Annotated in this window: 23 protein-coding genes and 2 tRNA genes; 2 read left to right on the plus strand and 23 right to left on the minus strand. The window is 66.9% G+C overall.

Translation table 11 applies throughout. The annotated features are described in order from the left end of the window. Positions 1-126 precede the first annotated feature (126 nt). From ACIQF4_RS05790 to ACIQF4_RS05815, 6 genes are read right to left on the minus strand one after another with little or no spacing between them, the layout of a single operon-like run. Positions 127-888 (minus strand): hypothetical protein, encoded by a 762-nt coding sequence (locus ACIQF4_RS05790; RefSeq protein ID WP_400514490.1) that lies wholly within the window; start codon positions 886-888, stop codon positions 127-129. After that, complete coding sequence (locus ACIQF4_RS05795) at positions 885-2042, minus strand: VWA domain-containing protein (RefSeq protein ID WP_400514492.1); 1158 nt, start codon at positions 2040-2042, stop codon at positions 885-887. Before ACIQF4_RS05795 ends, ACIQF4_RS05790 begins: the two co-directional genes overlap by 4 nt. Continuing rightward, positions 2039-3142: a VWA domain-containing protein gene (locus tag ACIQF4_RS05800; RefSeq protein ID WP_400514494.1), complete on the minus strand. Its 1104-nt coding sequence runs from the start codon at positions 3140-3142 to the stop codon at positions 2039-2041. Before ACIQF4_RS05800 ends, ACIQF4_RS05795 begins: the two co-directional genes overlap by 4 nt. After that, positions 3133-3603, minus strand: coding sequence for a hypothetical protein (locus tag ACIQF4_RS05805; protein ID WP_400514496.1), 471 nt, complete (start codon positions 3601-3603; stop codon positions 3133-3135). Before ACIQF4_RS05805 ends, ACIQF4_RS05800 begins: the two co-directional genes overlap by 10 nt. After that, positions 3593-4492 (minus strand): DUF58 domain-containing protein, encoded by a 900-nt coding sequence (locus ACIQF4_RS05810; protein WP_400514498.1) that lies wholly within the window; start codon positions 4490-4492, stop codon positions 3593-3595. Before ACIQF4_RS05810 ends, ACIQF4_RS05805 begins: the two co-directional genes overlap by 11 nt. A gap of 7 nt (positions 4493-4499) precedes the next feature. After that, positions 4500-5507 (minus strand): AAA family ATPase, encoded by a 1008-nt coding sequence (locus tag ACIQF4_RS05815; RefSeq protein ID WP_400514500.1) that lies wholly within the window; start codon positions 5505-5507, stop codon positions 4500-4502. A 139-nt stretch (positions 5508-5646) separates the two neighbouring features. Between ACIQF4_RS05815 and ACIQF4_RS05820 the strand changes: the two genes are divergently transcribed. After that, entirely contained in the window at positions 5647-5850 is a 204-nt protein-coding gene (locus tag ACIQF4_RS05820; RefSeq protein WP_066276588.1) for a hypothetical protein, read from the plus strand. Between the two features lie 33 nt (positions 5851-5883). On the opposite strand, the gene ACIQF4_RS05825 is transcribed toward ACIQF4_RS05820, so the two are convergent. The 6 genes from ACIQF4_RS05825 to ACIQF4_RS05850 form a co-directional block, all read right to left on the minus strand. Then, positions 5884-6759, minus strand: coding sequence for a carbohydrate ABC transporter permease (locus ACIQF4_RS05825; RefSeq protein ID WP_400514503.1), 876 nt, complete (start codon positions 6757-6759; stop codon positions 5884-5886). Beyond that, the gene (locus tag ACIQF4_RS05830) at positions 6756-7637 is read right to left on the minus strand and encodes a carbohydrate ABC transporter permease (RefSeq protein WP_400514505.1); all 882 of its coding nucleotides are present in this window, start codon (positions 7635-7637) and stop codon (positions 6756-6758) included. The genes ACIQF4_RS05825 and ACIQF4_RS05830 overlap by 4 nt, the downstream gene beginning before the upstream one ends. 3 nt (positions 7638-7640) lie before the next feature. Beyond that, positions 7641-8993: an extracellular solute-binding protein gene (locus ACIQF4_RS05835; protein ID WP_400514508.1), complete on the minus strand. Its 1353-nt coding sequence runs from the start codon at positions 8991-8993 to the stop codon at positions 7641-7643. 117 nt (positions 8994-9110) lie between these two features. After that, positions 9111-10313 carry an ROK family transcriptional regulator gene (locus ACIQF4_RS05840; protein WP_231456000.1) on the minus strand — a complete coding sequence of 401 codons (1203 nt, stop codon included), beginning with the start codon at positions 10311-10313 and terminating at the stop codon, positions 9111-9113. A gap of 189 nt (positions 10314-10502) precedes the next feature. Continuing rightward, on the minus strand, positions 10503-11708 hold the full coding sequence (locus ACIQF4_RS05845; protein ID WP_400514510.1) for a class I SAM-dependent methyltransferase: 1206 nt from the start codon (positions 11706-11708) through the stop codon (positions 10503-10505). A gap of 83 nt (positions 11709-11791) precedes the next feature. After that, positions 11792-12874 (minus strand): FAD-dependent oxidoreductase, encoded by a 1083-nt coding sequence (locus ACIQF4_RS05850; RefSeq protein WP_400514512.1) that lies wholly within the window; start codon positions 12872-12874, stop codon positions 11792-11794. 66 nt (positions 12875-12940) lie between these two features. Between ACIQF4_RS05850 and ACIQF4_RS05855 the strand changes: the two genes are divergently transcribed. Then, on the plus strand, positions 12941-14263 hold the full coding sequence (locus ACIQF4_RS05855; protein WP_400514513.1) for a class I SAM-dependent methyltransferase: 1323 nt from the start codon (positions 12941-12943) through the stop codon (positions 14261-14263). A gap of 96 nt (positions 14264-14359) precedes the next feature. Here ACIQF4_RS05855 and ACIQF4_RS05860 read toward each other — a convergent pair. The 11 genes from ACIQF4_RS05860 to rplU form a co-directional block, all read right to left on the minus strand. Further along, a tRNA-Ala gene (locus tag ACIQF4_RS05860) sits at positions 14360-14432 on the minus strand. Positions 14433-14602: 170 nt separating this feature from the next. Further along, positions 14603-14678 (minus strand) — tRNA-Ala (locus tag ACIQF4_RS05865). Positions 14679-14791: 113 nt separating this feature from the next. After that, positions 14792-15193, minus strand: a complete 402-nt coding sequence (gene rsfS / locus ACIQF4_RS05870; RefSeq protein WP_231455944.1) for a ribosome silencing factor — start codon at positions 15191-15193, stop codon at positions 14792-14794. A gap of 59 nt (positions 15194-15252) precedes the next feature. After that, positions 15253-16647: a hypothetical protein gene (locus ACIQF4_RS05875; RefSeq protein WP_400514516.1), complete on the minus strand. Its 1395-nt coding sequence runs from the start codon at positions 16645-16647 to the stop codon at positions 15253-15255. A 7-nt stretch (positions 16648-16654) separates the two neighbouring features. Continuing rightward, positions 16655-17308: a nicotinate-nucleotide adenylyltransferase gene (nadD, locus tag ACIQF4_RS05880; RefSeq protein WP_286132754.1), complete on the minus strand. Its 654-nt coding sequence runs from the start codon at positions 17306-17308 to the stop codon at positions 16655-16657. A gap of 13 nt (positions 17309-17321) precedes the next feature. Then, on the minus strand, positions 17322-17552 hold the full coding sequence (locus tag ACIQF4_RS05885; protein ID WP_231455946.1) for a hypothetical protein: 231 nt from the start codon (positions 17550-17552) through the stop codon (positions 17322-17324). A 77-nt stretch (positions 17553-17629) separates the two neighbouring features. Continuing rightward, complete coding sequence (locus ACIQF4_RS05890) at positions 17630-19003, minus strand: glutamate-5-semialdehyde dehydrogenase (RefSeq protein WP_400514519.1); 1374 nt, start codon at positions 19001-19003, stop codon at positions 17630-17632. Positions 19004-19029: 26 nt separating this feature from the next. Further along, the gene (gene proB, locus ACIQF4_RS05895; protein ID WP_400514522.1) at positions 19030-20181 is read right to left on the minus strand and encodes a glutamate 5-kinase; all 1152 of its coding nucleotides are present in this window, start codon (positions 20179-20181) and stop codon (positions 19030-19032) included. Then, the gene (obgE, locus tag ACIQF4_RS05900) at positions 20171-21760 is read right to left on the minus strand and encodes a GTPase ObgE (RefSeq protein ID WP_400514523.1); all 1590 of its coding nucleotides are present in this window, start codon (positions 21758-21760) and stop codon (positions 20171-20173) included. The genes proB and obgE overlap by 11 nt, the downstream gene beginning before the upstream one ends. A 116-nt stretch (positions 21761-21876) precedes the next feature. After that, positions 21877-22140 (minus strand): 50S ribosomal protein L27, encoded by a 264-nt coding sequence (rpmA, locus tag ACIQF4_RS05905; RefSeq protein ID WP_009372867.1) that lies wholly within the window; start codon positions 22138-22140, stop codon positions 21877-21879. Positions 22141-22201: 61 nt separating this feature from the next. Then, positions 22202-22510 (minus strand): 50S ribosomal protein L21, encoded by a 309-nt coding sequence (gene rplU / locus ACIQF4_RS05910; protein ID WP_066276623.1) that lies wholly within the window; start codon positions 22508-22510, stop codon positions 22202-22204. Positions 22511-22523: the final 13 nt, after the last annotated feature.

The following is a 22523-nucleotide window of genomic DNA, read 5'->3' on the forward strand; positions in this document are numbered from 1 at the left end:
CGTTACCTCGGTAACTTGTATAAGACTCTATGAGGGGCAGGGAACTGTTTCAAGTTGGCTTCCGAATTAAGACGCACTTTTACGTCCTGGTGGGGTGCCCCACGGAATTTTCTTCGTGCCGCTGCCCTACCACGGCCGGTCCGTGCCGGCAGAGTCGCCGGTGTCTTCCAGGTATTGCTCCCTTTCACGTCCGCTGTTGCGTTCACGCTGGGCCTGCCGGGCGCTGTCTTCCAGTTGTTCGAGCTTGCTCTGCCGGGCGGCATCCTGGCTGTCTTCACCCTGGCTTTCCTCCTGCCCGGTTTCCGGGGCGGGCTCCTGGTCCTGTTGCTGGCGGGTGCCGGCGAGCTTGTCCTGCAGCCGGGCTTCCGCTCCGGCCAGCCTGTCTCCCGTCCCTGCTGGAAGTCGGTCTGAAAAACAGCCTTCCGGCGCTGCTGCCACCGCTGCGAGCGCTTCCTCGAACAGGGCGGCGGCCGGGGCTTGGGCTCCCACGTCGAGCTTTTCGTCGCCGAGCCGCTCAATGGCCAGGACCAGATTCACCCTGATGGCGCAGGCCCCGGCCGATCCGGACTGGCGGGGCGGGACGAGGTGCAGTGCCTCCTCGAACCGGAGCCGCGCGGCGGCATAGTCCCCGGCGAGGACATGGGCGTCTCCGGCGGCGAAGGGGGCCTTGTGCGGTTCGATGAGGTTTGCGACGTGGAGGGCTTCGGCGGCAGAACGGACTGAGGCGGCATCGTTTGCTTCGTAGGCGCTGACCGCACGTGCTCCCAGCAGGCCAAGGCTCAGGAACTTGGCCGCCATGAACAGCACGAGGATCACAGGTATGGCGGACCACGCCAGGAGGCGGCGCCTTGCTGCCCCTCGGTCCGCGCCATCCTTGGCGGGCGTCACCGAATAACCGCCTTGTTGCCGTTGGATTGTTGGAAGCCGGATAGTCGGGGAGCCGCTGAAGCGGTGCGTGAGGCAGCTGCATGTGGAGAAGCCGTGTTTGAAGGAGGTCCGGCCGGGATCCTGCGGAGTTCGCGGAACTGGCGCAGGAGGAGGACCAGCTCCCCCAGGCCAAGGACGAAGGCCCCTGCTGCCGGAATCCAGTACAGCTGGGTCCGGGCAGCAAGGGAACCGTCCCGGCCATCGGGGCCGCCGGCATCCAGGGTGGCTGGGGTTGCGTCCTGCATCATCGGGGCGGATGGGTCCCCGGCCGAACGGTGCACGTACGGAACGCCCAACTGCCCTGAGATCTGCTGGAGCCGGCCTTCATCAATCCTGGACAGTGCATATCCGGCGCCGTCACCGCCGCCGTTCCGGAGATAGGGCGCCTCCGCTCCTGTGGAACCGGCGTCGTAATCCTCCCCGGTGTTCTCCCGCATCCTGCCGCCGCCGGCAGTGCCGTAGCCCAGCACCGCTCCCCCGGCCACCAGTCCATCCTCCAGGTCCATGGACTCCGGCGCTTTCGGGCTGGTCTGTTCGCCGTCGCCGAGGTAGTACACAAGCCGGGGCCGCCCGGGGTGGCTCTGCCGGGCAACGGTAAGGCGTTCAGACAACAGCTGGCGGGCCGCCGTGATGCTGCTTCCCTTTGCATAGGAGGTCACCTGCGGCTCGAGGACGGATGTGATGGTTTCAAGCGCCAGCGTATCGGTGGTCAGCGGCATCCGGACATGGGCAGTTGTGTCGAAGGTGATAACCGAGAAACGTGCACCGGGTAGTTCCTCGGCAATGGCCGCAATGTCCTGCCGGACACCCGCCATCCTTGGTTCCGCGTTGCCGTAGTCCTCGGCCACCATGCTGGTGGTGGTGTCCACCACGAAGAACACGTTGAGGTCAGCTGAAGCTGCCGGGGCCGTTCCCCCGGGGAGCCCGGGACGCAGCGCGGCCCCTGTAAGCAGCAGGACCAAGGTGGCGTGCCGAAGCCCGGCGCGGCGGCTTGATCCCATATGCCACTGCCGGCCTTTCCCCCGCCCGTCGTACAGCTGCCACCCCAGGAAGGCCATGGCAGCGGCGATGAGGGGAAGAAGCAGCCACCAGGGCAGCACCGGTTGGAAGGTCATGGCCGCAACCGCCAAACGGCGACCGCTAGGACCAGCCCGGACAGGAGGGCAGCGATCAGCGGCAGGCCAGGCTCATCGGACACAACTGCCCGGGGGGCGCCGCGAAGCGCTGCCTTTTCCGTTTCCTCCACACCGCGCACCACGCCCGGCACGGCTTCGGGGTTATCCAGCGCGTAGTAGGCCCCGCCGGTGGACTCTGCCGCGGCCCGCAGCTTCGCTCCGGGCTGGTCCGGGCCTGCGCCGTAATCGAGGTCCCCCGGATTGAGCGCGTACACGCGAACGGCCCTGTCCCGTGCCAGGGCTGCCGCTTCACCAAGGGTCATGATGGGCTCGCCGGAGAGGAAGTTGTCCGTCGCCAGGACAACAGACCGCGAGCGCGGCGGCTGCCCAGGACCCTGGGGAGAGGCAGGATCCTGGGCAGCGGCAGGGTCCTGCGCGGCGGCACCGTCCTTGCCTGCGGCAGAGTCCTGGGTGCCGCCGGGTACCGGGTCCCCTGCCTGGCCGGCGGTCCGCGGGAAGCTGTTGAGGCAGGATGCCAGGCCGTCCCCGATCAGGGAGGAACCGCGGCCGCTCCACGTTCCGTCCAGGAACCCGGAACTGCCGGGCTTACCGTCGAACGCGTCCCGCGCCAGCTGCAACTGCTCCTGGGCGTAGTGGTAGTCGTCGGTCAGCGGAAAGACCTGGATGGCCGTGCTGTCAAAGATGGTCAGGCCGATCCGCTCCCCGTCGAACTCCGCGGCAAGCTTCGAAAAGACATCCACCACCGCGGCGTCTGCGCTGCTCATGGACCCCGAGGTGTCCAGGCACAGCATGATGTCCCGGTTGTGGTGTTCGGGCCGCGTGGTTGCCACCCCGATTGGCCGGGCGGCTGCGACCGCCGTGGAGGCGAGCAGCGCGGCGCAGGCCAGCAGGGCGACGGCAAGCGAGCGGCGGTGCCGCCGCAGTGCCGCCTGGTATTCCGGAAGGAGGGTGAGCCGGTCCGCATGGGCCACCGGCCGCCGTCGTGCGTTGGCGTTCCCGTCCGTCCGTCCGGCCGCCCACCAGGCCGCGCCTGCCGCCGCCGCGGCGGGGGGAAGCAGCCACCACCACATCAGCTCCACGCCTGCACCGCCCTTCGGGCCGCGGCAGCGGACGAGGCAACGGAAGGAACGGGTTCGGGACCAAAGGCGGCGGGGTACAGCGCTCCGACGGCGGCCGCAGCCGCCGGAAGCGGATGGCTGGCCAGGTCCGCCTGCGTCATGCGGGGCGCGTCCACCCCCGTGGCGTCGCGGACGAACTTCCTCAGCAGGAGGCTGATTTCCTGGTGGGAGTCCCGGGCACCCCGCTTACCGGCGGCTGCGTCCCGTTCCACGTCATCGATCCGCTGCAGGTATGCCGCTTTCAGTGCCGCCAGGTCCGTCAGCTGGGCAGGACGCTTGACTTCCTGCGCCTCCCGGGGCCGGCGCGTGGCTGCAATTACGAAGGCGTACCAGGTGGCCACCAGGACCAGCAGCGCCACTGCCGCCCACATCCACACCGGGCCATACTGCAGCGGGCCGTAGAATTCGGGGTCAGCCTGCACGGCGGTGCCTTTCCAGGAGGGCGAACAGCGCGGCCAGGACGTCCTGACTGCCTGCCACCTCACCCTCCGTGATGCCGGCCTGGCGCAGCATGGCTTTCCGGCCGGCGTCGCGTTCGGCCATGGCTGTGGCGTAGGCCGAGGCAACCCCCGGGTCCCGGGCCAGGTGTGCAAGGAGCGGGTAGGAACCGGAAACGCTGTAGGAGTCCGCCTCCTGGTCCGGCGGCAGGAAGGGATCGTCCGGGACGAGCCCCGCATCGCGGACGGTGAGCCAGAGGATCTCGTGCTGGGCGCGCAGCCGGCGGAGCAGCTGGCCGGTCTCCAGGCCTGCCGCCACCTCATCGGCGACGACAAACAGCAGGTTGCGGCCCTTGACGGTCCGCGCCACGTGCTCCAGCTGGTCCTCGATCCTGCTGGGTGCGGCGTCCAGTGTTGCCGCCGAATCCACCTGCCGGAGGAGCCGTTCCAGGTGAGGCTCGCCGCCCTTGGCGGGCAACGCCGTGGTGCCCCCGGAATCGCCGGCCACCAGTCCCACCACGTCGCCGTGCCGGTGGGCGAGGTAGCCCATGACGCCCAGTCCCATCACGGCAATGTCTTTTTTGGTTTCCCCGCTGCGGGACGCCGCGGCCATGTTGCGGCCGGTGTCGGTGACAAGGATGACTGTCTGCCGGCGGACGGCCACGTAACGCCTGATCAGCGGCGAACCGTGCCGTGCGGACGCCTTCCAGTCAATGTCGCGGACCTCATCGCCCGGGATGTAGGCGCGGAGGTCATCGAAGTCCAGGCTGCGGCCGCGGAACACCGAACCGTATTCGCCGTCAAGCATGCCGCGGGCTTTGCGGTGCGCGAAGATGGCCATGCGGGATTTAACCCGCTGGAGGAGGCTGGTCACGCGGGCCTCAGGGGGTCTGGACGGCAGCGACGACGGCGTCAATCACCGTTTCCACCCGCACTTGTTCTGCCACTGCATCGAAGTTCAGGATCAGGCGGTGGCGCAATACCCGGTGGGCCAGCGTTTTGACGTCCTCAGGAATGACGTGGTCCCTGCCGTTCAGCAGTGCGACCGCGCGGGCAGCCTGGCTGAAGGCAATGCTGGCCCGGGGGCTGGCGCCGAACTCAATGAAACCCGCCAACCGGGAATCGATGTACTGGTGGGCGTTCCTGGTGACGAAGACCAGGCCCACAATGTAGTTGATCACGGCGGGATCGATGTACACCCGCCGGACCAGTTCCTGGGCGGCGGTGACGGCCTCCAGCGAGGCGGCAGCGGCCGGCACCTGATCCGGCGCGTACACCCCGGCATCGATGCGCCGGATGATTTCGGCTTCCTCTGCCGGGGACGGATAGTCCAGTACGTCCTTGAGCATGAACCGGTCCATCTGCGCTTCCGGCAGCTGGTACGTGCCTTCCTGCTCAATGGGGTTCTGGGTGGCGAGGACCAGGAAGGGCGAGGGCAGCCGGTGCTCCTGGCCGCCGATGGAGGTCTGGCGTTCCTGCATCGCCTCAAGCATGGCGCTCTGCGTTTTGGCGCTGGAGCGGTTGATTTCGTCCAGGAGCACAATGTTGGCGTGGACCGGGCCCAGCTGCGTGGTGAACGTGCCGTTGGCGGCATCGTAGACCTGGGTTCCCACGATATCGCTGGGCAGCAGGTCCGGGGTGCACTGGATCCGCCGGAAATCGGCGCTCACGGCCTCGGCAACGGCCTGGGCAGCCGTGGTTTTTGCCAGGCCGGGGACGCTTTCCAGAAGGATGTGCCCGCCGGTCAGCAGTGCCACCAGCAGCGATTCCCGCAGCCGGGACTGCCCCACCACCTTCGCGTCGAAGCTGGCGGCAATGTTCGCCGCCACCTGCTGCGCCCGGGCCAGTTCCGACGGTTCGATTCTGGCGGACGCACTGGTAGAAAGCACTGGTTTTCCCCCTGGTGGCTGAACTGGGCGTGGCTGCCGGCCGGCTGCACTCCGCCCGCCATCCTATCCAAGACCGGCCCGGCATTCGGGACAATGGGGACCCCTCCCCATCAGCGGTTGCCGGGTCTATCCTTTTGCCATGAGCGAGCTTCCAGCCAGTTACAAGGAGTTTCTCGCCGACAAGAGCGAGATGTTCATCAGCACCGTCAAGCCCGTCCTGCAGCAGTCCGCGGCGGACAGGCTTCACGGCGTCCGGGTGGTGTACAACCCGGGCTCCACCGGCCACCAGGCCCACCTCGACGATTCCATTCCGTTCGGAGTGGTGGTGGAGGACATCGACTGAAACCGTTCCTTCCCTTCCGGCAGCGGTGCCCGCTCAGCCCCGCACCGCTCCGGACAGGGCAAAGGAACCGCCGCCGCCCCTGGCCACAATGACGTAAAGAACCAGCACCGGCAGCGAATACAGGATGGAGAACGCGGCCAACTGGCCGTAGGCCACTGCACCATGCTGTCCAAAGAAACTGAAGATGGATACCGCTGCCGGTTGCCGAGCCTCGGAGAGGAGCAGCACGAACGGGACAAAGAAGTTTCCCCAGGCCTGGATGAACACAAAGATGAACACCACGCCGAGCCCCTGCTTCATCAGCGGCAGCACGATGGTCCGCAGTGCGGTCATCCGCGACGCGCCGTCTACCCAGGCCGCTTCCTCCAGCGACACCGGAACCCCCTCCATAAAGTTCCGGGTCATCCAGATGGCCATGGGCAAGGTGGTGGTGGCCATAAAGAAAATGGTGGCTGCCATGGAGTCGAGCAGTTCAAGCTGGACGAAGAGCCCGTAAACGGGGACCATGATGGCCGTGATGGGCAGGCAGGTCCCAAAAAGAACGGCGTACATGAACGGCCGGTTGAACCTGGACTGGTACCGGGACAGAGGGTAGGCCGCCAGGACGGCTGCCACGACGGTGACCGTGGCCGTTCCCCCGGAGAGCAGCACACTGTTCCACAGTGGGCGGAGCAGCAGCTCCGGCGTCAGCACCGCAGCGAAGTTATCCAGGCCGGCCCGGTCCGGAAGCTTCAGCTCATGTCCGGCTTCGGCGTCCAGGGAAGCCAGGATGAGCCAGAGCAAGGGCAGCAGGAAGCAGCCACCAATCAGCAGCAGCACCAGGTCAGCCGGAGTACTGCGGACGAGGCGCCGCCTGGCAGCCGCAGGCCGGACGGGAAGGGTGCGCAGCGTCTTCACGGGGGCGGTCACGGCTTGGGCTCCCGGAGCAGCCGCACGTAAGCCAGGCCAAACGCGGCACCAATCAGGATCAGCACCGATGCCACGGCCGTCCCGTACCCGATGTCCCCGAACTTGAAGGCCTCCAGGTAGGCAAGGACCGGCAGAGTGGTGCTGGCGTTCGCGGGCCCGCCCGCGGTCATCACCCAAACCAGTGTGAATACGGCCAGGGTCTGCAGGGTGATCAGCATCAGGTTGGTGGTGATGCTCCCGCGGATCATCGGCAGCGTAATGAACACAAACCGCTGCCAGCCGTGGGCGCCATCCATCTGCGCCGCCTCGGTCACCTCGGCCGGAACTTCATTCAATGCTGCCCGGTACACCAGCATGGAAAAGGCCGTCCCCCGCCACACGTTGGCGAGCGTCACGGCCACCATGGGAAAGGCGTACAACCAGTCCTGCCGGACAAGTCCCAGGCCGCCCAGCAGCTGGTTCAGGGTGCCGTCCCCGCTGAAGTAGGCATACGCGGCAAAGGCGGCCACGATTTCCGGCAGCACCCAGGCGGCCACCACGGCGGTGCCCACGACGGCGGACACCAGCGGCCGTGCCCTGCGCATCAGCACGGCCAGGGCCAGGCCCAGCAGGTTCTGGCCCAGCACCGCCGAACCCGCCACGAACACCACCGTGAGGAGGACGGACAGCGGAAACACCGGGTCCGCCAGCAGCCGCTGGTAGTTCTCCAGCCCCACCCACGAAGGATTGCGGGCACTGCGGCCGGTGAGGCCGGCGTCCGTGAGGGATGCGTGGAAGGCCCAGAGCACAGGGCCGGCAAGGAAGACGAGCAGGAGCAGGACAGCGGGAAGGACCGGAAGGTAACGGAGCAGTTGCCGTGCCGCCGCGGGAGACGCCACCCGCTACTTCCGGACGGTCTTGTCGGCGCCCACGATGTCCGCCACCGCGGCATCGTAGTCCGCCGCCGCCTCCTGGGGCGACCTGGTGCCTGTGATGACGGCCTCGGTGGCTTCCTGGACCGCGGCCGAAATGCGGGGGTAGTCAGCAGTTGCCGGGCGGTATCGGGTGACCGACACGAGCGCGGAAACATCCCTGACGAACGGGTTAGCGTCCAGGTAGCCGGGGTCCGCGGCCACGTCTTTCCGGACGGCAATCTGGGAACTTTCCACGGTGAAGGCGAGGGAGTTCTTTTCGTTAAGCGCCGTGGTCAGGAAGCCGAACGCCAGGTCCGGCTCCTTGGTCTGCGCCCCGAGTGCCAGCGTCCATCCTCCGGACATGCTCACAGCTCCCGGTGCCTGGCCGTCCCGGGTGGGAAAGGGGGCAACACCGATGTCCTGCTCGTAGCCCGGCCACTCATAGCTTCCACCGTCCTGCCAGAAGGACGGAGCGTAGGAGCCTTCCACGGTGGCGCCCATCTTTCCGTTCGGCAGCCACTCGCCAAACACTTTCTTCCACACATTGGCGTCCAGGGCCTCGGCCGGAGAAACGGCCAGCTGTTCGTCATAAAGGGTCTTGAGGAAGGCCAGCGAGTCCTGGAAGCCGGGCGAACCCACTACCCATTTCCCTGCCTCTTCGTCGTAGAGCGAGGATCCCGTGCCGTACAGCAGCTCGTAGAAGCTTTGCATGACCGTCCCCTCGCCGGTTCCCTTGCCCGCGTACATGTTGAACGGGATGACCGTGGGGTCGCTGGCCCTGATTTTCCTCGCGGTCTCCAGGATGTCCTGCCAGCTGCGCGGCTCCCAGGGAAGGGTGACCCCGGCAGCTTCGAGGACTTTGCGGTTGTACCAGATGGCGCGCGTGTCCGTGCCCAGGGGCACTGCGTAGGTCCCGCCGTCGTCCGCCCGCCCTGCCGCCTTGGCGCCGTCGTCGAACGTGTCCCATTCCTCCCAGCCCTCAAGGTGGCTGTCCAGCTTCAGGAGGTAGCCGGCGTCCACATCGGAGCGGACTTTGAAGGTGTCCTCGTAGAACACGTCCGGCGCCGTGGACGGCGAGCGGAGGGCAAGGGCGAGCTTGGTGCCGTAGTCGTCGTCGTTGGCCTGGATGGGCTGCAGCTCAACGGTCACCCCCTGGTTCGCCGCCTCAAACTCCTGTTTGGCGGCCTGGAGCATGGTATCCAGGGCGGTGAAGGAATCCGTCTTCTGGTAGGCCACTTTCAGGGTTGTGGACGACTCTCCGGGCTCGCCCGGGCTGCAGGCCGCCAAAGCTACCGTTGCCGCGGCAATCAGGGACATGGTCTTCAGTGCCCGGCGACGCATGGCGCTCCATTCGGTCGATGGCGGCGGCCCTGGTGTTGGCGGGCCCCAAACCGCACAGTATGCACATGCTAGATGGACGTCCTGCAGCAGGCAAGGTGCTGCCCGCTGCCGGTCCGGTCAGCTCTCGAGGAGCAGGCGCTGGGCCCGCGGCGCCAGCGTGTGTTCAAGGACCAGGGAGGCTGCCCCGATGGCGCCGACGTCCTCCCCCACGCCGGTGCCCACAACCTCGATGGGATGGATGAGGCGGGTGTCGCTGTGGGCATCCAGCAGCGCCGGCACCTTCTCGAGGTACCGGTCCGCGAGTCGGCTCCAGAACGGCCCGCCGAACACCACCCGTTCAACGTCCAGCGTGTTGGTCACCACGGCCACCGCGCGGGCCACCCGCACCGCCGACCTGTCGATGATGGCGAGGGCCTGTTCGTTGCCCTGGTCCGCGAGGTCGCACAGCCGGGAGAAGCTCTGCTGGATTTCCGCCCCGCTGTTTCCTGAACGGGAGCCGTCCAGGATGCCGGCATCTTCCGCTTCCGCCACCAGCACCTGCGGGATACACGTGGATTTCACGCAGCCGCGCAGGCCGCAGTCACAGGGGGCGCCGTCCGGGTCCACCACGATATGGCCGATCTCACCGGCATTTCCGGAGGTTCCCCGGACCACCTCATCATTGAGGACGATGCCGCAGCCTATGCCGGTGCCCATGTACATAAAGATGAAGCTGCCGGAACCGCTGGGGCCGCCGGCCCACGTTTCCGCGACGGCAGCGCTGGTGACGTCCTTGTCCACCAGGACCGAGTATCCGGTGGCCTCCGACAGGGCGCTGCGCAGTTCCACCCTGTCCCAGCCGGGAAGCAGCGGAGGATCCACCACAGTGCCGTTGTCCAGGTCGATGGGGCCGGGGGCGGCGACTCCCAGGCCGGCGATCCTCTCCCGGTCCACACCGGAAGCCTCCACCAACTGGTCGATCTCGTCCGCGATGGTGGTGATCACCGCAGAGGGGTCGTTGCCGCCGGGGGTCTTGATCCGCGAATGCCGTACCACCGAGCCCACGAGGTCCAGGACAACGAAGGTGGTCACCGCAGGATCGAGGTGGACTCCGAGGGCGAACACGCCGCCGGGGTTCAGCCGGAGGATGGTGCGCGGTTTACCCGGGCCGCTGCCTTCCTTGCCCGCCTCCACGATCAGGTTCTGGTCCAGGAGGCGCCGTGAAATGTTGGAGATGGTCTGCGGTGACAGGCCCACGATCTGGGCAAGTTCCACCCGGCTCAGGCCGCCGGAGGACCTGCGGATCGCATCCAGGATCACCGTGAGGTTGAAGTCCCCCATCTTGGGCAGGTTGGTTCCGCGCCTCGGTGAGGATTGGCGGATCTCAGTCACAGCGTCCCCTAAACGTCTTCGGCCACGTAGATATGGTGATGCTTGAATCGTACGTTACGCGTGGTCAGAGACCCATAGGAGGGTACGACGGCGCGGCGCGGCGGCAGTGCAGCGGGCAGGCCGCGTGCGGGCCAGGGCCTACGCCCCTGCCGGGCCCGTGATGCGGCGGGTGCTCAAGGTCACCGTGAACTTGGGGTTCCGGCCCTTCACCACGGTTGGCCCCACGTGCCGCTCCAGGGCCGGCAGGTAGGGCAGGTGGCGGTTGTAGACCGTCCACAGTTCCCCGTTGGGTGCGAGCACCCTGCCCGCGGCTTCAATCATTTTCAGTCCTGCTCCGGCATGGACGCCTGCCCCCACGTGGAAGGGCGGATTGAGCAGGACCAGGTCCACGCTGCCGTCCGCCATTGTGCTCAGGGCGTCGTCCTGCAGGACCGAGATGCGCCCCGCCAGGCCGTTGGCCTGCGCCGTGGCCTGGGCGGAGGCCACGGCGGCGGCGGACTGGTCCGTGGCGGTCACCTGCGAGCCGGGGTGCTGCCGCGCGTACATGGCCGCCAGGATTCCGGTGCCGCAGCCGAGGTCCACGGCGTGCCGCGCAGCTTTCATGTTGGGCAAGAACGTCAGTAGGAACCTGGTGCCGATGTCCAGTTTGGTGCCGGCGAAAACGGCACCGTGGGCAGCGACCCTGAGGTCCAGTTCGGTGAGGTGTTCGACCACGGGAAAGCGTTCCGGCTCCCCCGATCCTTGCGGCCCGTCCGCCAGGATGACCCGCGACTTCTGCCTGGCGAGCTGGGGCCGGACCGAGCGGAAGTGCCGTTCCAGCACGGCGTTCATGCCGAGCGACATGTGCTTGACCCGCCCGCCCGCGACCAGCGTGACGTCCGGGGCGGCATAGCGGGCCACGGCGGCAGCGATTTCGTCCAGTTCCGCCAGGGTCTTGGGCAGCTGCAGGAGCACGGCACCGGCGCCTGCCAGGAGCTCTGGGCCGAGCGGCACCTGCGTGAAGCCTGGCTCTTTCCCGGCGCCGCCGTCGGGCATTCCTGCTGTGGTGTCCGGCAGGAGGCCGGCGCTGCGGAGTGCGGCCGCGTTGAGCCGCAGGGCGCGTTCTCCGGTGACCAGGTCCTGGTGCACGCGCACCGCGCCCGGGCCGAGGGTGGCCAGGGCGCCGAGGGTCAGGGCGCCATACCGGTCCCCGATAACGGCGATGGTGCTTCCGCCCGGCACGAGTTCCACAGCTGTCTCCAGGAGGAGCCGGTCCGTGGCGTCCCACGCCTGGAGGTTGGGCGCTTCCACATCCGGCCTGCGCCGCAGTGCGCTGAAGACGTCATCAAGAGTGTCTGGTGACAATTGTTCCTGCCGCTTCCATTGTGGGCTTACTGTGTGCTTCTGCTTCCGGGCGTGGATCCGGCGCGGGGCCAAGGCCCCTGCCGTCAGCCCCAACTTACTGGTGTTGCCGCCGGACTGATCCCGGGCAGTTTCAGGATGGCCGCCACGGCGGCCCGTCCCGCCCGGTTGGCCCCGATAGTGGACGACGACGGTCCGTAACCTACCAGGTGGACGCGGGGTTCCGAGGCTACCCGGGTTCCTTCCATCACGATCCCGCCGCCGGGTCCCCTCAGGTGCAGCGGCGCCAGATGCTCCAGCTCCGCACGGAAACCGGTGGCCCACAGGATCGCGTCTGCCGGCTGGAAACCTCCGTCAGCGAGCCTGACGCCGCCGGGCTCTAAGGAGGTGAACATCGGCTGCCGGTCCAGGACGCCCCTGGCCGCTGCCGCTTTGAGTGCCGGCGTCCAGATCAGGCCGGTCACGGACACCACGCTCTGCGGCGGCAGGCCCCTGCGGACCCGTTCCTCCACCAGGGCCACGGCGTCGTGTCCTGCCTGGGCGTCGAACTCCTCGTCCCGCCACACAGGTTCCCGGCGGGTGAACCAGCTGGTGGTGGTGACGCGCGAGATCTCGTCAAGGAGGCCCACAGCCGAGATACCGCCGCCCACTACTATCACGTGCTGCCCGGTGAACTCCTCTGCGGAAACGTAGTCCGCCACGTGGAGCTGGCGTCCGCGGAAGGTGGACTGCCCGGGGTAGATGGGCCAGAACGGGCGGGTCCAGGTGCCGGTGGCGTTGATGACTGCCTTGGCTGTCCAGTCTCCGTCTGATGTGGAGATCCCCAGCAGGCCGGCGGGGTCTGCGTCCACCCGGCTGACCGACCGGACCTTCACGGGCCGCCGGACGGACAGCCCCAGCTCCTCTTCGTAGCCGCGGAAGTAGCGCGCCAGGAATTCCGAGCTGGGTTCCCGCGGATCAACCGCAGGCTTGGCTATTCCCGGAAGATCACTGATGCCGTTGACCGTTTCCATCCGCAGGCTCTTCCACCGGTGCCGCCACGCACCTCCGGGACCGTCCTCGGCGTCGAGGATTATGTGGTCCACGCCGCGGCGTTGAAGGTGGTACGCGGCCGAAAGCCCCGCCTGGCCTGCGCCAATGACCACGACGTCGGCTCGGGCGGAATTCACTCCCCCATGATAGTCGCGGGGCCTGTCCCGGCCTTAGTCTTGGCCCATGGAGACGGGAGGACCACCATGACCACAAGCAAAGGACACGCAGCGCGCCTGGCCCAGGCCCTGTCAGTTGTGCTGGGTACCGAAGAGATACCGTTGCGCCTGCGGGCCTGGGACGGATCAGAGGCAGGGCCGGAGGGTGCACCTGTGCTGGAGTTCCATTCCCGCCGCGCCCTCCGCCGGATCCTGTGGTCCCCGGGCCAGCTTGGCTTGAGCCGGGCCTACGTGGCGGGAGATATCGACTCACCCGGGGACATCTTCGCTGCCTTCACTGCCTTGAGTTCAGCGGGTAAGTTCGCGGAGCCCGGCCCATTCCGGCGGCCCACGGCCGGGGAAATATGGACACTGCTGCGCACGGCCGTCCGGCTGGGCGCGCTGGGCCCCCATCCGGCGCCGCCGCGCGAGGAAGCCCAGGTGGTAAAGAAAGGCAGGCTCCATTCGCGGCGGCGCGACTCGGCAGCCATCTCCCACCACTACGATGTGGGCAACGACTTCTACGCCCTGGTGCTGGGGCCCTCCATGGTCTACTCCTGCGCGGTCTGGCCGGACGGCAGCAGCGGCACGGAATCCGCGGAGCCCGGCAACCTGCCCGCCGCCGGGCTGGACGAAGCCCAGGAGGAAAAACTCGACCTGGTGTGCCGGAAGCTCGGACTGCGGCCGGGAATGCGGGTGCTGGACGTCGGCTGCGGCTGGGGAAGCTTCGCGCTCCATGCCGCCGGAAAGTACGGGGCAACAGTTGTGGGCATCACCCTTTCCACCGAACAGGCGAACCTTGCACGCAAGCGGGCGGCCGAGGCAGGCCTCACCGACCGGGTGGACATCCGGGTCCAGGATTACCGGGATGTCGGGGACGGACCCTTCGATGCCATCAGCTCAATTGGCATGTCCGAACATGTGGGCAAGGAGCAGACGCCGGCCTACGCGGCCGCGCTGTTCGGCCTGCTCCGGCCTGGCGGACGGCTTTTGAACCATGCGATTTCATGGAACGCCGGGCCTACCAAGCCTGATCCCGATTCCTTCCTTCCCCGGTACGTGTTTCCGGACGGGGAGATGATCAGCCTTGGCGAGATGGTGACCGCCCTGGAAGGCACGGGATTCGAGGTCCTCGATGTGGAGGCCCTGCGGCAGCACTATGCGCTGACCCTGCGTGCCTGGGTCAGCCGGCTGGAGGCCAACTGGGACCACGCCGTGAAGCTTACAAGCCTGGGCCGGGCACGGGTCTGGCGGCTGTACATGGCTTCGAGCGCGCTTGGCTTTGAAAGCGGCCTGACGGGCGTCAACCAGGTCCTGGTCCAGCGGCCCGGCGGTGATGAACCCCCGCTGCGGCGGACATCCTGGGTCTGATAGCCGGACGGCTTAACGCGGAAGGGACGGTCCCGATTGGGGACCGTCCCTTCCGATGCTCCTGCGCCTTCCGGCTTGTTGCAGGATGTGTGCCGGTGGAGCTGAGGGGACTCGAACCCCTGACCCCCTGCATGCCATGCAGGTGCGCTACCAGCTGCGCCACAGCCCCGGACGTGCCGCTCCCGGAGTAATTCCGCGAAGCAACCTGATCAGCTTAATGCACTTTCGCCCCGCACGCCAATCGTGGTGGAGTGCCGTTTGGCCAGGGTGGCGTTCGGGTCCTCAGCGGCGGCCCAACCAAAAAAATCCGCCGGAATCATGTGATTCCGGCGGATCATTTGGTGGAGCTGAGGGGACTCGAACCCCTGACCCCCTGCATGCCATGCAGGTGCGCTACCAGCTGCGCCACAGCCCCGAACTATTGCTGCCCTTGCGAGCTTTTTCGGCTTTCCCCGAAGCAACTCAAATATCTTAGAACAGCAATTCCGAAAATTCCAAATCGGGCATATTCCGCGCGATTCCGCCGATTTATTCGGTCTCGGACCCTGCCGCGGCTTTGGCGGATGCGTCGTCCCCGAGCTGCAGATCCACCACCGGGCAGTCCTTCCAAAGGCGTTCCAGGGCGTAGAACACCCGGTCTTCCTCGTGCTGGACATGGATGACGATGTCCGAGTAGTCGAGCAGCACCCAGCGGCCACCGGAACGGCCCTCACGGCGGACGGGCCTGAGGTCCTGCTTGGCGAGCTCTTCCTCAATCCCGTCAACAATGGCGTTGACCTGGCGTTCGCTGGGTGCCGAGGCAATGAGGAAAACGTCGGCCAGGGCGAGCCGCTCGCTGACGTCCAGGGCAACAATATCCTGGGCAATCTTGTCCGCGGCTGCCTTGGCGGCAGCGCGGGCTATGGTGATGGACGATTCTGATGCAGTCACGTGACTCCTTGTTGGGTTAAAGATGCGGGGGCCGGACCTTGCCGGCGGGCTGTTGGTGATCAGCGGGACATGCCGTTGATGATCAAGATGATTCCTGAGACCAGGGCCACGATGCCGAATGCCAGGATCAGGAACTGCAGGACCCTGGTCCTGTTCGCCCGGGCAAGTCCCGCCGTGGCCGCGTCCAGGGGATCCAGGCCATGTGCGGACGAGGCCGGGATCCGGGGCAGGTCTTCGAAGAGGTCGTCTCCGTGGTGCTCTTCAGCCACCGCCTGCTGCGGGCGCGCAGCGGCCCGGGCAGCAGCTTCGGCCCTCGCGATCACCTGCGAGCGGCCAGGGCCGGCATCCGCAGGGGCGGTGCGCTGGGATCCTTGGGAGCGCCGCTTCCTGGTGCCGGCCGGCGTCGCCTTTGTTCCCGGACGTGTGGTGACCGGGACATGGGAGGTGGCGGGCGGTTTCATGACCGGCCGGTCGATGCCGGGCACCTGCACAAACTCCAGCGGCGTGACCATGGCCAGGTTGCTGGCAGTGGAGGGTGCCGGACGCTGGCCGGGACCCGCCGGCTTCACGGCCTTGTCCTTCTTGCCTGCGTCCCCCGCAGGTTTTGCGGGGTCCCGCGGAGCTCCTTGGACGGCATTCTTTGGCGGGGCTGCGGGAACCGCCGGGGCCCCGGCCTGCTCGGCAAGCTTCTGCTTGGCCATGGCGCGGCGGTTCATGACAGCCGCGCGTTCCGCCAGGGCGATCTGCTCCGCCAGGATTTCCGGGTCAACCGCCTCAGGGTCCAGGGAGGCGATGTGCTCCATTTTGGCGATCTGGTTTTTGGCCTGCTCTGCAAGCAGGGCACGGGCCGCCAGCGCTTGTTCCACGGTCATGCCCTGGGAGGCCGGGGAGCCGGGTGTCACGCCAGGAGTGGATTTCCCGCCCTCAACGCACTGCTCCCCCGCACCTGCGTTTTTAACGACGGCTACTTTTCCGTCTGCATTTTTCCCGCCGGCAGACGGACCGCTGCCCTGGCTGATACCGCTTTGGCTCTTGTCCTGTTGGCTGCCGACGTCCTTTTGGCTGCCAACGTTCCGGGAACCTTCCGTTGGGCCTTGCGGAGCGCGGGCAGGCGGCACGATGGGGTTGGCCGCCGTCAGCGCCTGTTCCTTGAGCTGCTGGAGGCGGAGCTGGCGCCGGGTGGGAGGACCACCGGCGGCGAGCTGGCCTTCTTTTTCCTCCAGCTCCTTGATGGCACGCAGGGTTGCACGGTCCCGCGCCCGGATCTGGGATGACCTTTGGGCAGGGGCCTGCCCGGCTGCAGTTTCGGCGGCATCGGGTCCCGAGGGGGCAGCAGCAACCTTCTCTGGGGCAGGCGGGAGCTGCTCCGTGCCCTTTGAAGCAGCTTGCTGCTGGGCGTCCCTGGCCTTCCGGAGTTCCCGGCGGCTGCGGATGGGGGGCTGTTCCTGACTCATTGAGAACTCATTCAGTACTGGCTGGTTCACGTGCTAGGGACGGTGGGGCATCGGCTTCCGCGGCTTCTTCGTACAGGCCGTACTTGGCGATGTACTGGACCACGCCGTCGGGCACCAGGTACCAGACCGGATGGTTCGCAGCCACGCGCGCCCGGCAGTCCGTCGAGGAGATGGCCATGGCCGGCACCTCAAGGAGGCTGACGTCGTCGCGTCCCATGCCGTCTAGGACATGCCCGGGCCTGGTGACCCCGACGAAATGGGCCAGCGACCACAGTTCATCGATGTCCTTCCAGGAAAGGATCTGCGCCAGCGCGTCCGCGCCCGTGATGAAGAAGAGGTCGGCGTCGGGCCGCTGGGCCCGGAGGTCGCGGAGAGTGTCGATGGTGTAGGTGGGACCTGGCCGGTCGACGTCTACCCTGCTGACCGTAAAGCGCGGGTTCGATGCCGTGGCAATCACGGTCATCAGGTAGCGGTGCTCGGGTTCGCTGACGTGCTTGTGCGACTTTTGCCAGGGCTGGCCGGTGGGGACGAAAACCACCTCGTCCAAATCGAATTCCGCCGCCACCTCGCTGGCAGCCACCAGGTGGCCGTGGTGGATGGGATCGAATGTCCCGCCCATCACGCCCAGCCGCAGCCTGCCGCTGGCACCCGAGCGGTGCAAAACGCGGGAAATGTTAGTGGCCCTGCCCGTGATCGTGCTTGTTCGGGTGCTGGCGGTGCGGGTCCGCGTGCTCCTCCGTGGCTGTGTGGCGGTTGCCCAGGTTGGAGTAGGACAGCGTGATGAACATCATGACCAGCAGGATGGCGAAGATCACTACACCGAAGACCCACGGCTCAGCCCACAGCGGCGCGAGTTCGTGTTCTTCGCCTTCGGCGATGGACGTGGCAATCTGCTGGAACAGCATGTTCTCCCCTTGGGCTCAAACGATTGTGGCAGCGGAAAGCTCCGCCGTTTCTGGCTTCTGGTCTATGTTACCGTGCGCTACCCGCGGACCTGGCCCTCGCCCTGCACGATCCATTTCGTGGTGGTGAGTTCGGTCAGCCCCATGGGCCCGCGCGCGTGGAGTTTCTGCGTGGAAATGCCCACCTCGGCACCAAGCCCGAGCTCGCCGCCGTCGGTAAACCGGGTGGAGGCATTGACAATGACGGCAGCGGAATCCACCTCGGCGATGAAACGCTCGGCGTTGGAAAGGTCGTTGGTGAGGATCGCCTCGGTGTGGCCGGTGGACCAGGTGCGGATGTGCTGGACGGCTTCGTCGAGGCTGTCCACCGTGGCAACGGCAAGGTCGAGGTCCATGTACTCGGTTCCCCAGTCCTCGTCCGTAGCCGGTTCCGACTCGATGGAGTCAGGCAGGGCGGCGCGGGTGCGCGCATCGGTGTGCAGCCGGACGCCGGCCTTGCGCAGGGCGGCCGCCACGGCCGGGAGCACGCTTGAGCCGGAGTGGACCAGGAGGGTCTCCACCGTGTTGCAGACGCTGGGCCGCTGAGTCTTGGCGTTCAGGAGGATCTCCACCGCCATGTCCTCGCTGGCGGACTCGTCGATGAAGATGTGCACGTTCCCTTCACCGGTTTCGATGACGGGAACGGCGGAGTTGGTGACCACGGTCTGGATCAGCTCGCGGCCGCCGCGGGGAATCAGTACGTCCACCCTGCCGCGCGCCTTCATCAGGACGTTGGCGCCGGCGCGGCCGTACTGGTCCACCGTTTGGACGGCGTCAGCGGGCAGGCCCACGGATTCGAGAGCTTCGCGCAGAACCCGCACCAGCACCTCGTTGGTTGCCTGGGCGGCGCTGCCGCCGCGCAGGATCACGGCGTTGCCGCTCTTGAGGGCCAGCCCGGCGATGTCCACAGTGACATTCGGCCGGGCCTCGTAGATGGCCGCCACCACACCCATGGGAACGTTGACCTGACGGAGGCGCAGGCCGTTGGGGAGCGTCTGTCCGCGCACAACGTTGCCTACGGGATCGGGCAGGTTGGCCAGGTTTTCCAGCGCCGCCACGAGGCCCGCGATGCGTGTTTCCGTGAGGGTAAGGCGGTCCAGCATGGCAGCGGATGTGCCGTTGGCCTTTCCTGCTGCCACGTCCATGGCGTTGGCGGTGAGGATGGACTCCGTGTTTTCCTGCAGGGCGGTGCCTACTGCGCGGAGGGCACGGTCCTTCCAGGCACGGTTGGCCATGGCCATCCGCCGCGCCGCGTGGCGGGAACGGTCGGCGATGGCGTGCACTGCAGCCTCAACATCGCCGGAAGACAGGGGGACGTCAGCCGGGACCGGTGCTGCCGATGAACCAACGGGCTGCGTGGCAGCAGCAGTGTCTTCGGAATATGCAGCAGTCGTGTGGGTCAGGGCCTCAGTCATGTTCCAAGTTTAGGCGAGCGGGGAGCTCAGACCAGCACCAGGTCGTCAACATGAACAACTTCACGGTCATAGCCGGTTCCCAATGCTTCGCCCAGGTCCCTGGTGGACCGGCCCAGCATCTGGGGCAGTTCCGCGGACGAGTAGTTGACCAGTCCCCGTGCTACCACCGTTCCGTCCGCACCTGCTATTTCCACGGCGTCGCCCGCTTCAAAATCGCCCTGGACGGCGGAGATACCAGCCGGCAGGAGTGACGTGCGGTGGTGGCGGACAGCCTTCACGGCGCCGTCGTCCAGCACGAGCCGGCCCTGCACGGAAGCGACGTGCGCCAGCCACAGGAGGCGGACAGGCTTCCGGGCACCGTTGACCGTGAACCAGGTGCCCACGTCCTCGCCGTTAAGGGCAGCGGCGGCGTTGGGGGTGGACGTGACCAGGGCATGGATGCCGGACCCGGCCGCCATGGACGCTGCCTCCACTTTGGTGAGCATCCCGCCGGTGCCGACGCCGGCCTTGCCGGTCTTGCCGATGGAGACCCCGTCGAGGTCGCGTGGCCCCTCCACAAGAGGGATCCGCTTCGCGCCAAGCGACGGCGGGCCGTCGTAAAGGGAGTCGACGTCGGACAGCAGGACCAGCGCATCGGCGCGGACCAGGTGGGCCACCAGGGCAGCGAGCCGGTCGTTGTCGCCGAAGCGGATTTCGTGGGTGGCCACGGTGTCGTTTTCGTTGACGACGGGAACCACGCCAAGGCTGAGCAGCCGGTTGAGGGCACGGAACGCGTTGGTGTGCTGGCTGCGGCGCATCAAATCTTCAGCGGTGAGCAGCACCTGGCTGACCGTTACGCCGTGGGCCCCGAAGGCCTGCGTGTACCGGGCCATCAGCAGGCCCTGCCCCACGCTGGCTGCCGCCTGCTGGGTGGCCAGGTCGCGTGGACGCTTGGCCAGGCCCAGCGGTGCGAGGCCCGCAGCGATGGCACCGGAGGACACGAGGATAATCTCGGCCCCGCTGTTGCGCTTGGCGGCCAGCGCATCGGCAAGGGCAGTCAGCGCCTCTTCGGAAATCCCGCCCTTGATGCTGGTGAGGGAGGACGAGCCCACCTTCACCACGATCCGGTGGGCGTTCGCCAGCACGCTCCTGTCCACGGACCCGGCCAGCGGCTCCGCGGATGCAGCCTTAGAAGTCATCGTCTGCGCCCAGTCCACTCTCCTTGAGAGGCTTGGCAATCCTGCGGCTGCTCACGGATTCGGTCCAGATGCCTGCCTTGCGCTCCGCTTCCAGTTCGGCACGGGCAGCGGCCTTGGCGTCCTTGCGTTCCTGCTGCTCCTCGCGTTTCTGTCCACGTGTAGGGCGGTCGCCGATGTCCGCAAAACGGACGTCGGTGCCGCGCGGCGAGGCCAGCAGCTCGGCGCCCGCCATCATGGTGGGCTCCCAGTCGAAGACGACGCCGTCATCCTCGCCGATAACAACGGTGTCGCCGGGCTTGGCGCCCTGCTTGAACAGTTCCGTTTCCACCCCGAGCTTGGCCAGGCGGTCGGCCAGGTAGCCGATGGCTTCCTCGTTTGTGAAGTCGGTCTGCTTGACCCAGCGCACCGGCTTTTCGCCGAGCACGCGGAACAGCGGCTCAAGGCCCTTTTCCTCGCGGCGGATCCGGAAGCCGGTTTCGTTGACAGCACGGGGCTTGATGACAACAGGCTGGACCTTAGGCGGTGCGGCTGCCACTGCGTCCCGGGCCGCCTGGACAATTTCGGCCATCGCGAAGCCCAGCTGTCGCAGGCCCTCGTGGCTGGTTGCGGAGATTTCGAACACCCGGTATCCGCGGGACTCGAGTTCGGGGCGGACGAATTCGGCCATGTCCTTGCCGTCGGGCAGGTCCACCTTATTCAGGGCAACCAGGCGGGGACGGTGGTTCAGCGGAACCACCTCGCCGTCCTGGCCGGCGTAGCTCATGTCCACGGCGTACTTTTCCAGTTCGGCCTCGATGACGGCCAGGTCCGAGAGCGGATCGCGGTCGGCCTCGAGGGTGCCGCAGTCCAGGACGTGCACCAGGGCCGCGCAACGCTCCACGTGGCGCAGGAAGTGGTGCCCCAGGCCCTTGCCTTCGCTGGCGCCTTCGATCAGCCCGGGCACATCGGCAATGGTGAAGCGGACGTCGCCGGCCTGGACCACGCCGAGGTTGGGGACCAGCGTGGTGAACGGGTAGTCGGCGATCTTGGGCCGGGCCGCGGACATGGCGGCGATGAGGCTCGATTTTCCGGCGGACGGGAAGCCGACCAGCGCGATGTCCGCGATGGACTTCAGTTCCAGGACGACGTCGCTGGATTCGCCTTCGATGCCGAGCAGGGCAAAACCGGGCGCGCGGCGCTTCTGTGAAGAGAGCGCGGCGTTGCCCAGGCCGCCGATGCCGCCGGCCGCGGCCACGTATTCGGTGCCTTCGCCGACCAGGTCCGCCAGGACAGTGCCGTCCTTGGACTTGACCACGGTGCCGTCCGGGACGGGGAGGATGAGGGTCTCGCCGTTCTTGCCGCCGCGCCAGTCACCCATGCCGGGACCGCCGTTGGTGGCATGGCGGTGGGGTGCGTGGTGGTAGTCCAGAAGCGTGGTGGTCTGGTGGTCCACGCGAAGGATCACGTCACCGCCGTTGCCGCCGTTGCCGCCGTCGGGCCCTCCCAGCGGCTTGAATTTCTCGCGGTGGACGGAGACGCACCCGTGGCCGCCGGTACCGCCGGATACGTGCAGTACTACCCGGTCTACAAAGCTGGCCACGTGGATCTCCTCAGTGCTGTTTCCTGGACGCCCAAAAGCGCCAAGACGATTGTAATGCGGTTAAAAGAACAGTGGAGCGGACCATATGGCCCGCTCCACCGCTTCAGAACTGTTTGTTACTCTGCAGCTGCAGCAGCAACGATGTTGACGACGCGACGACCGCGGCGGGTACCGAATTCAACGGCGCCCGGGGTCAGTGCGAACAGGGTGTCGTCGCCGCCACGGCCAACGCCGGCGCCCGGGTGGAAGTGGGTGCCACGCTGGCGGACGATGATCTCGCCGGCGGAAACTACCTGGCCGCCGAAGCGCTTGACGCCGAGGTACTGTGCGTTGGAGTCACGACCGTTGCGAGTGGAGCTCGCGCCCTTTTTATGTGCCATCTGAAATGCCTGCCTCTAAATTCTGGGGAATCTGCTGAAAAACCTGAACAGTAACGGAAGGTTACTTGATACCAGTGATCTTGACCTTGGTCAGTTCCTGGCGGTGACCCTGGCGCTTCTTGTAACCGGTCTTGTTCTTGAACTTCTGGATCACAATCTTAGGACCACGGAGGTCCTGGAGGATCTCAGCCGTAACAGTTACCTTGGCCAGGTCAGCAGCGGCGGAGGTGACCTTGTCACCGTCAACCAGGAGCAGTGCGGGCAGCTGAATGGTGCTGCCAGCTCCACCGGCGACGCGGTTCAGGGTAACGAAGTCTCCAACGGAAACCTTCTCTTGGCGGCCGCCTGCGCGGACAATCGCGTACACCACTTGGGAACTCACT

This window comes from Pseudarthrobacter sp. NPDC092202 (genome assembly GCF_044755505.1).
In the GTDB taxonomy this organism is placed as follows: Bacteria; Actinomycetota; Actinomycetes; order Actinomycetales; family Micrococcaceae; genus Arthrobacter.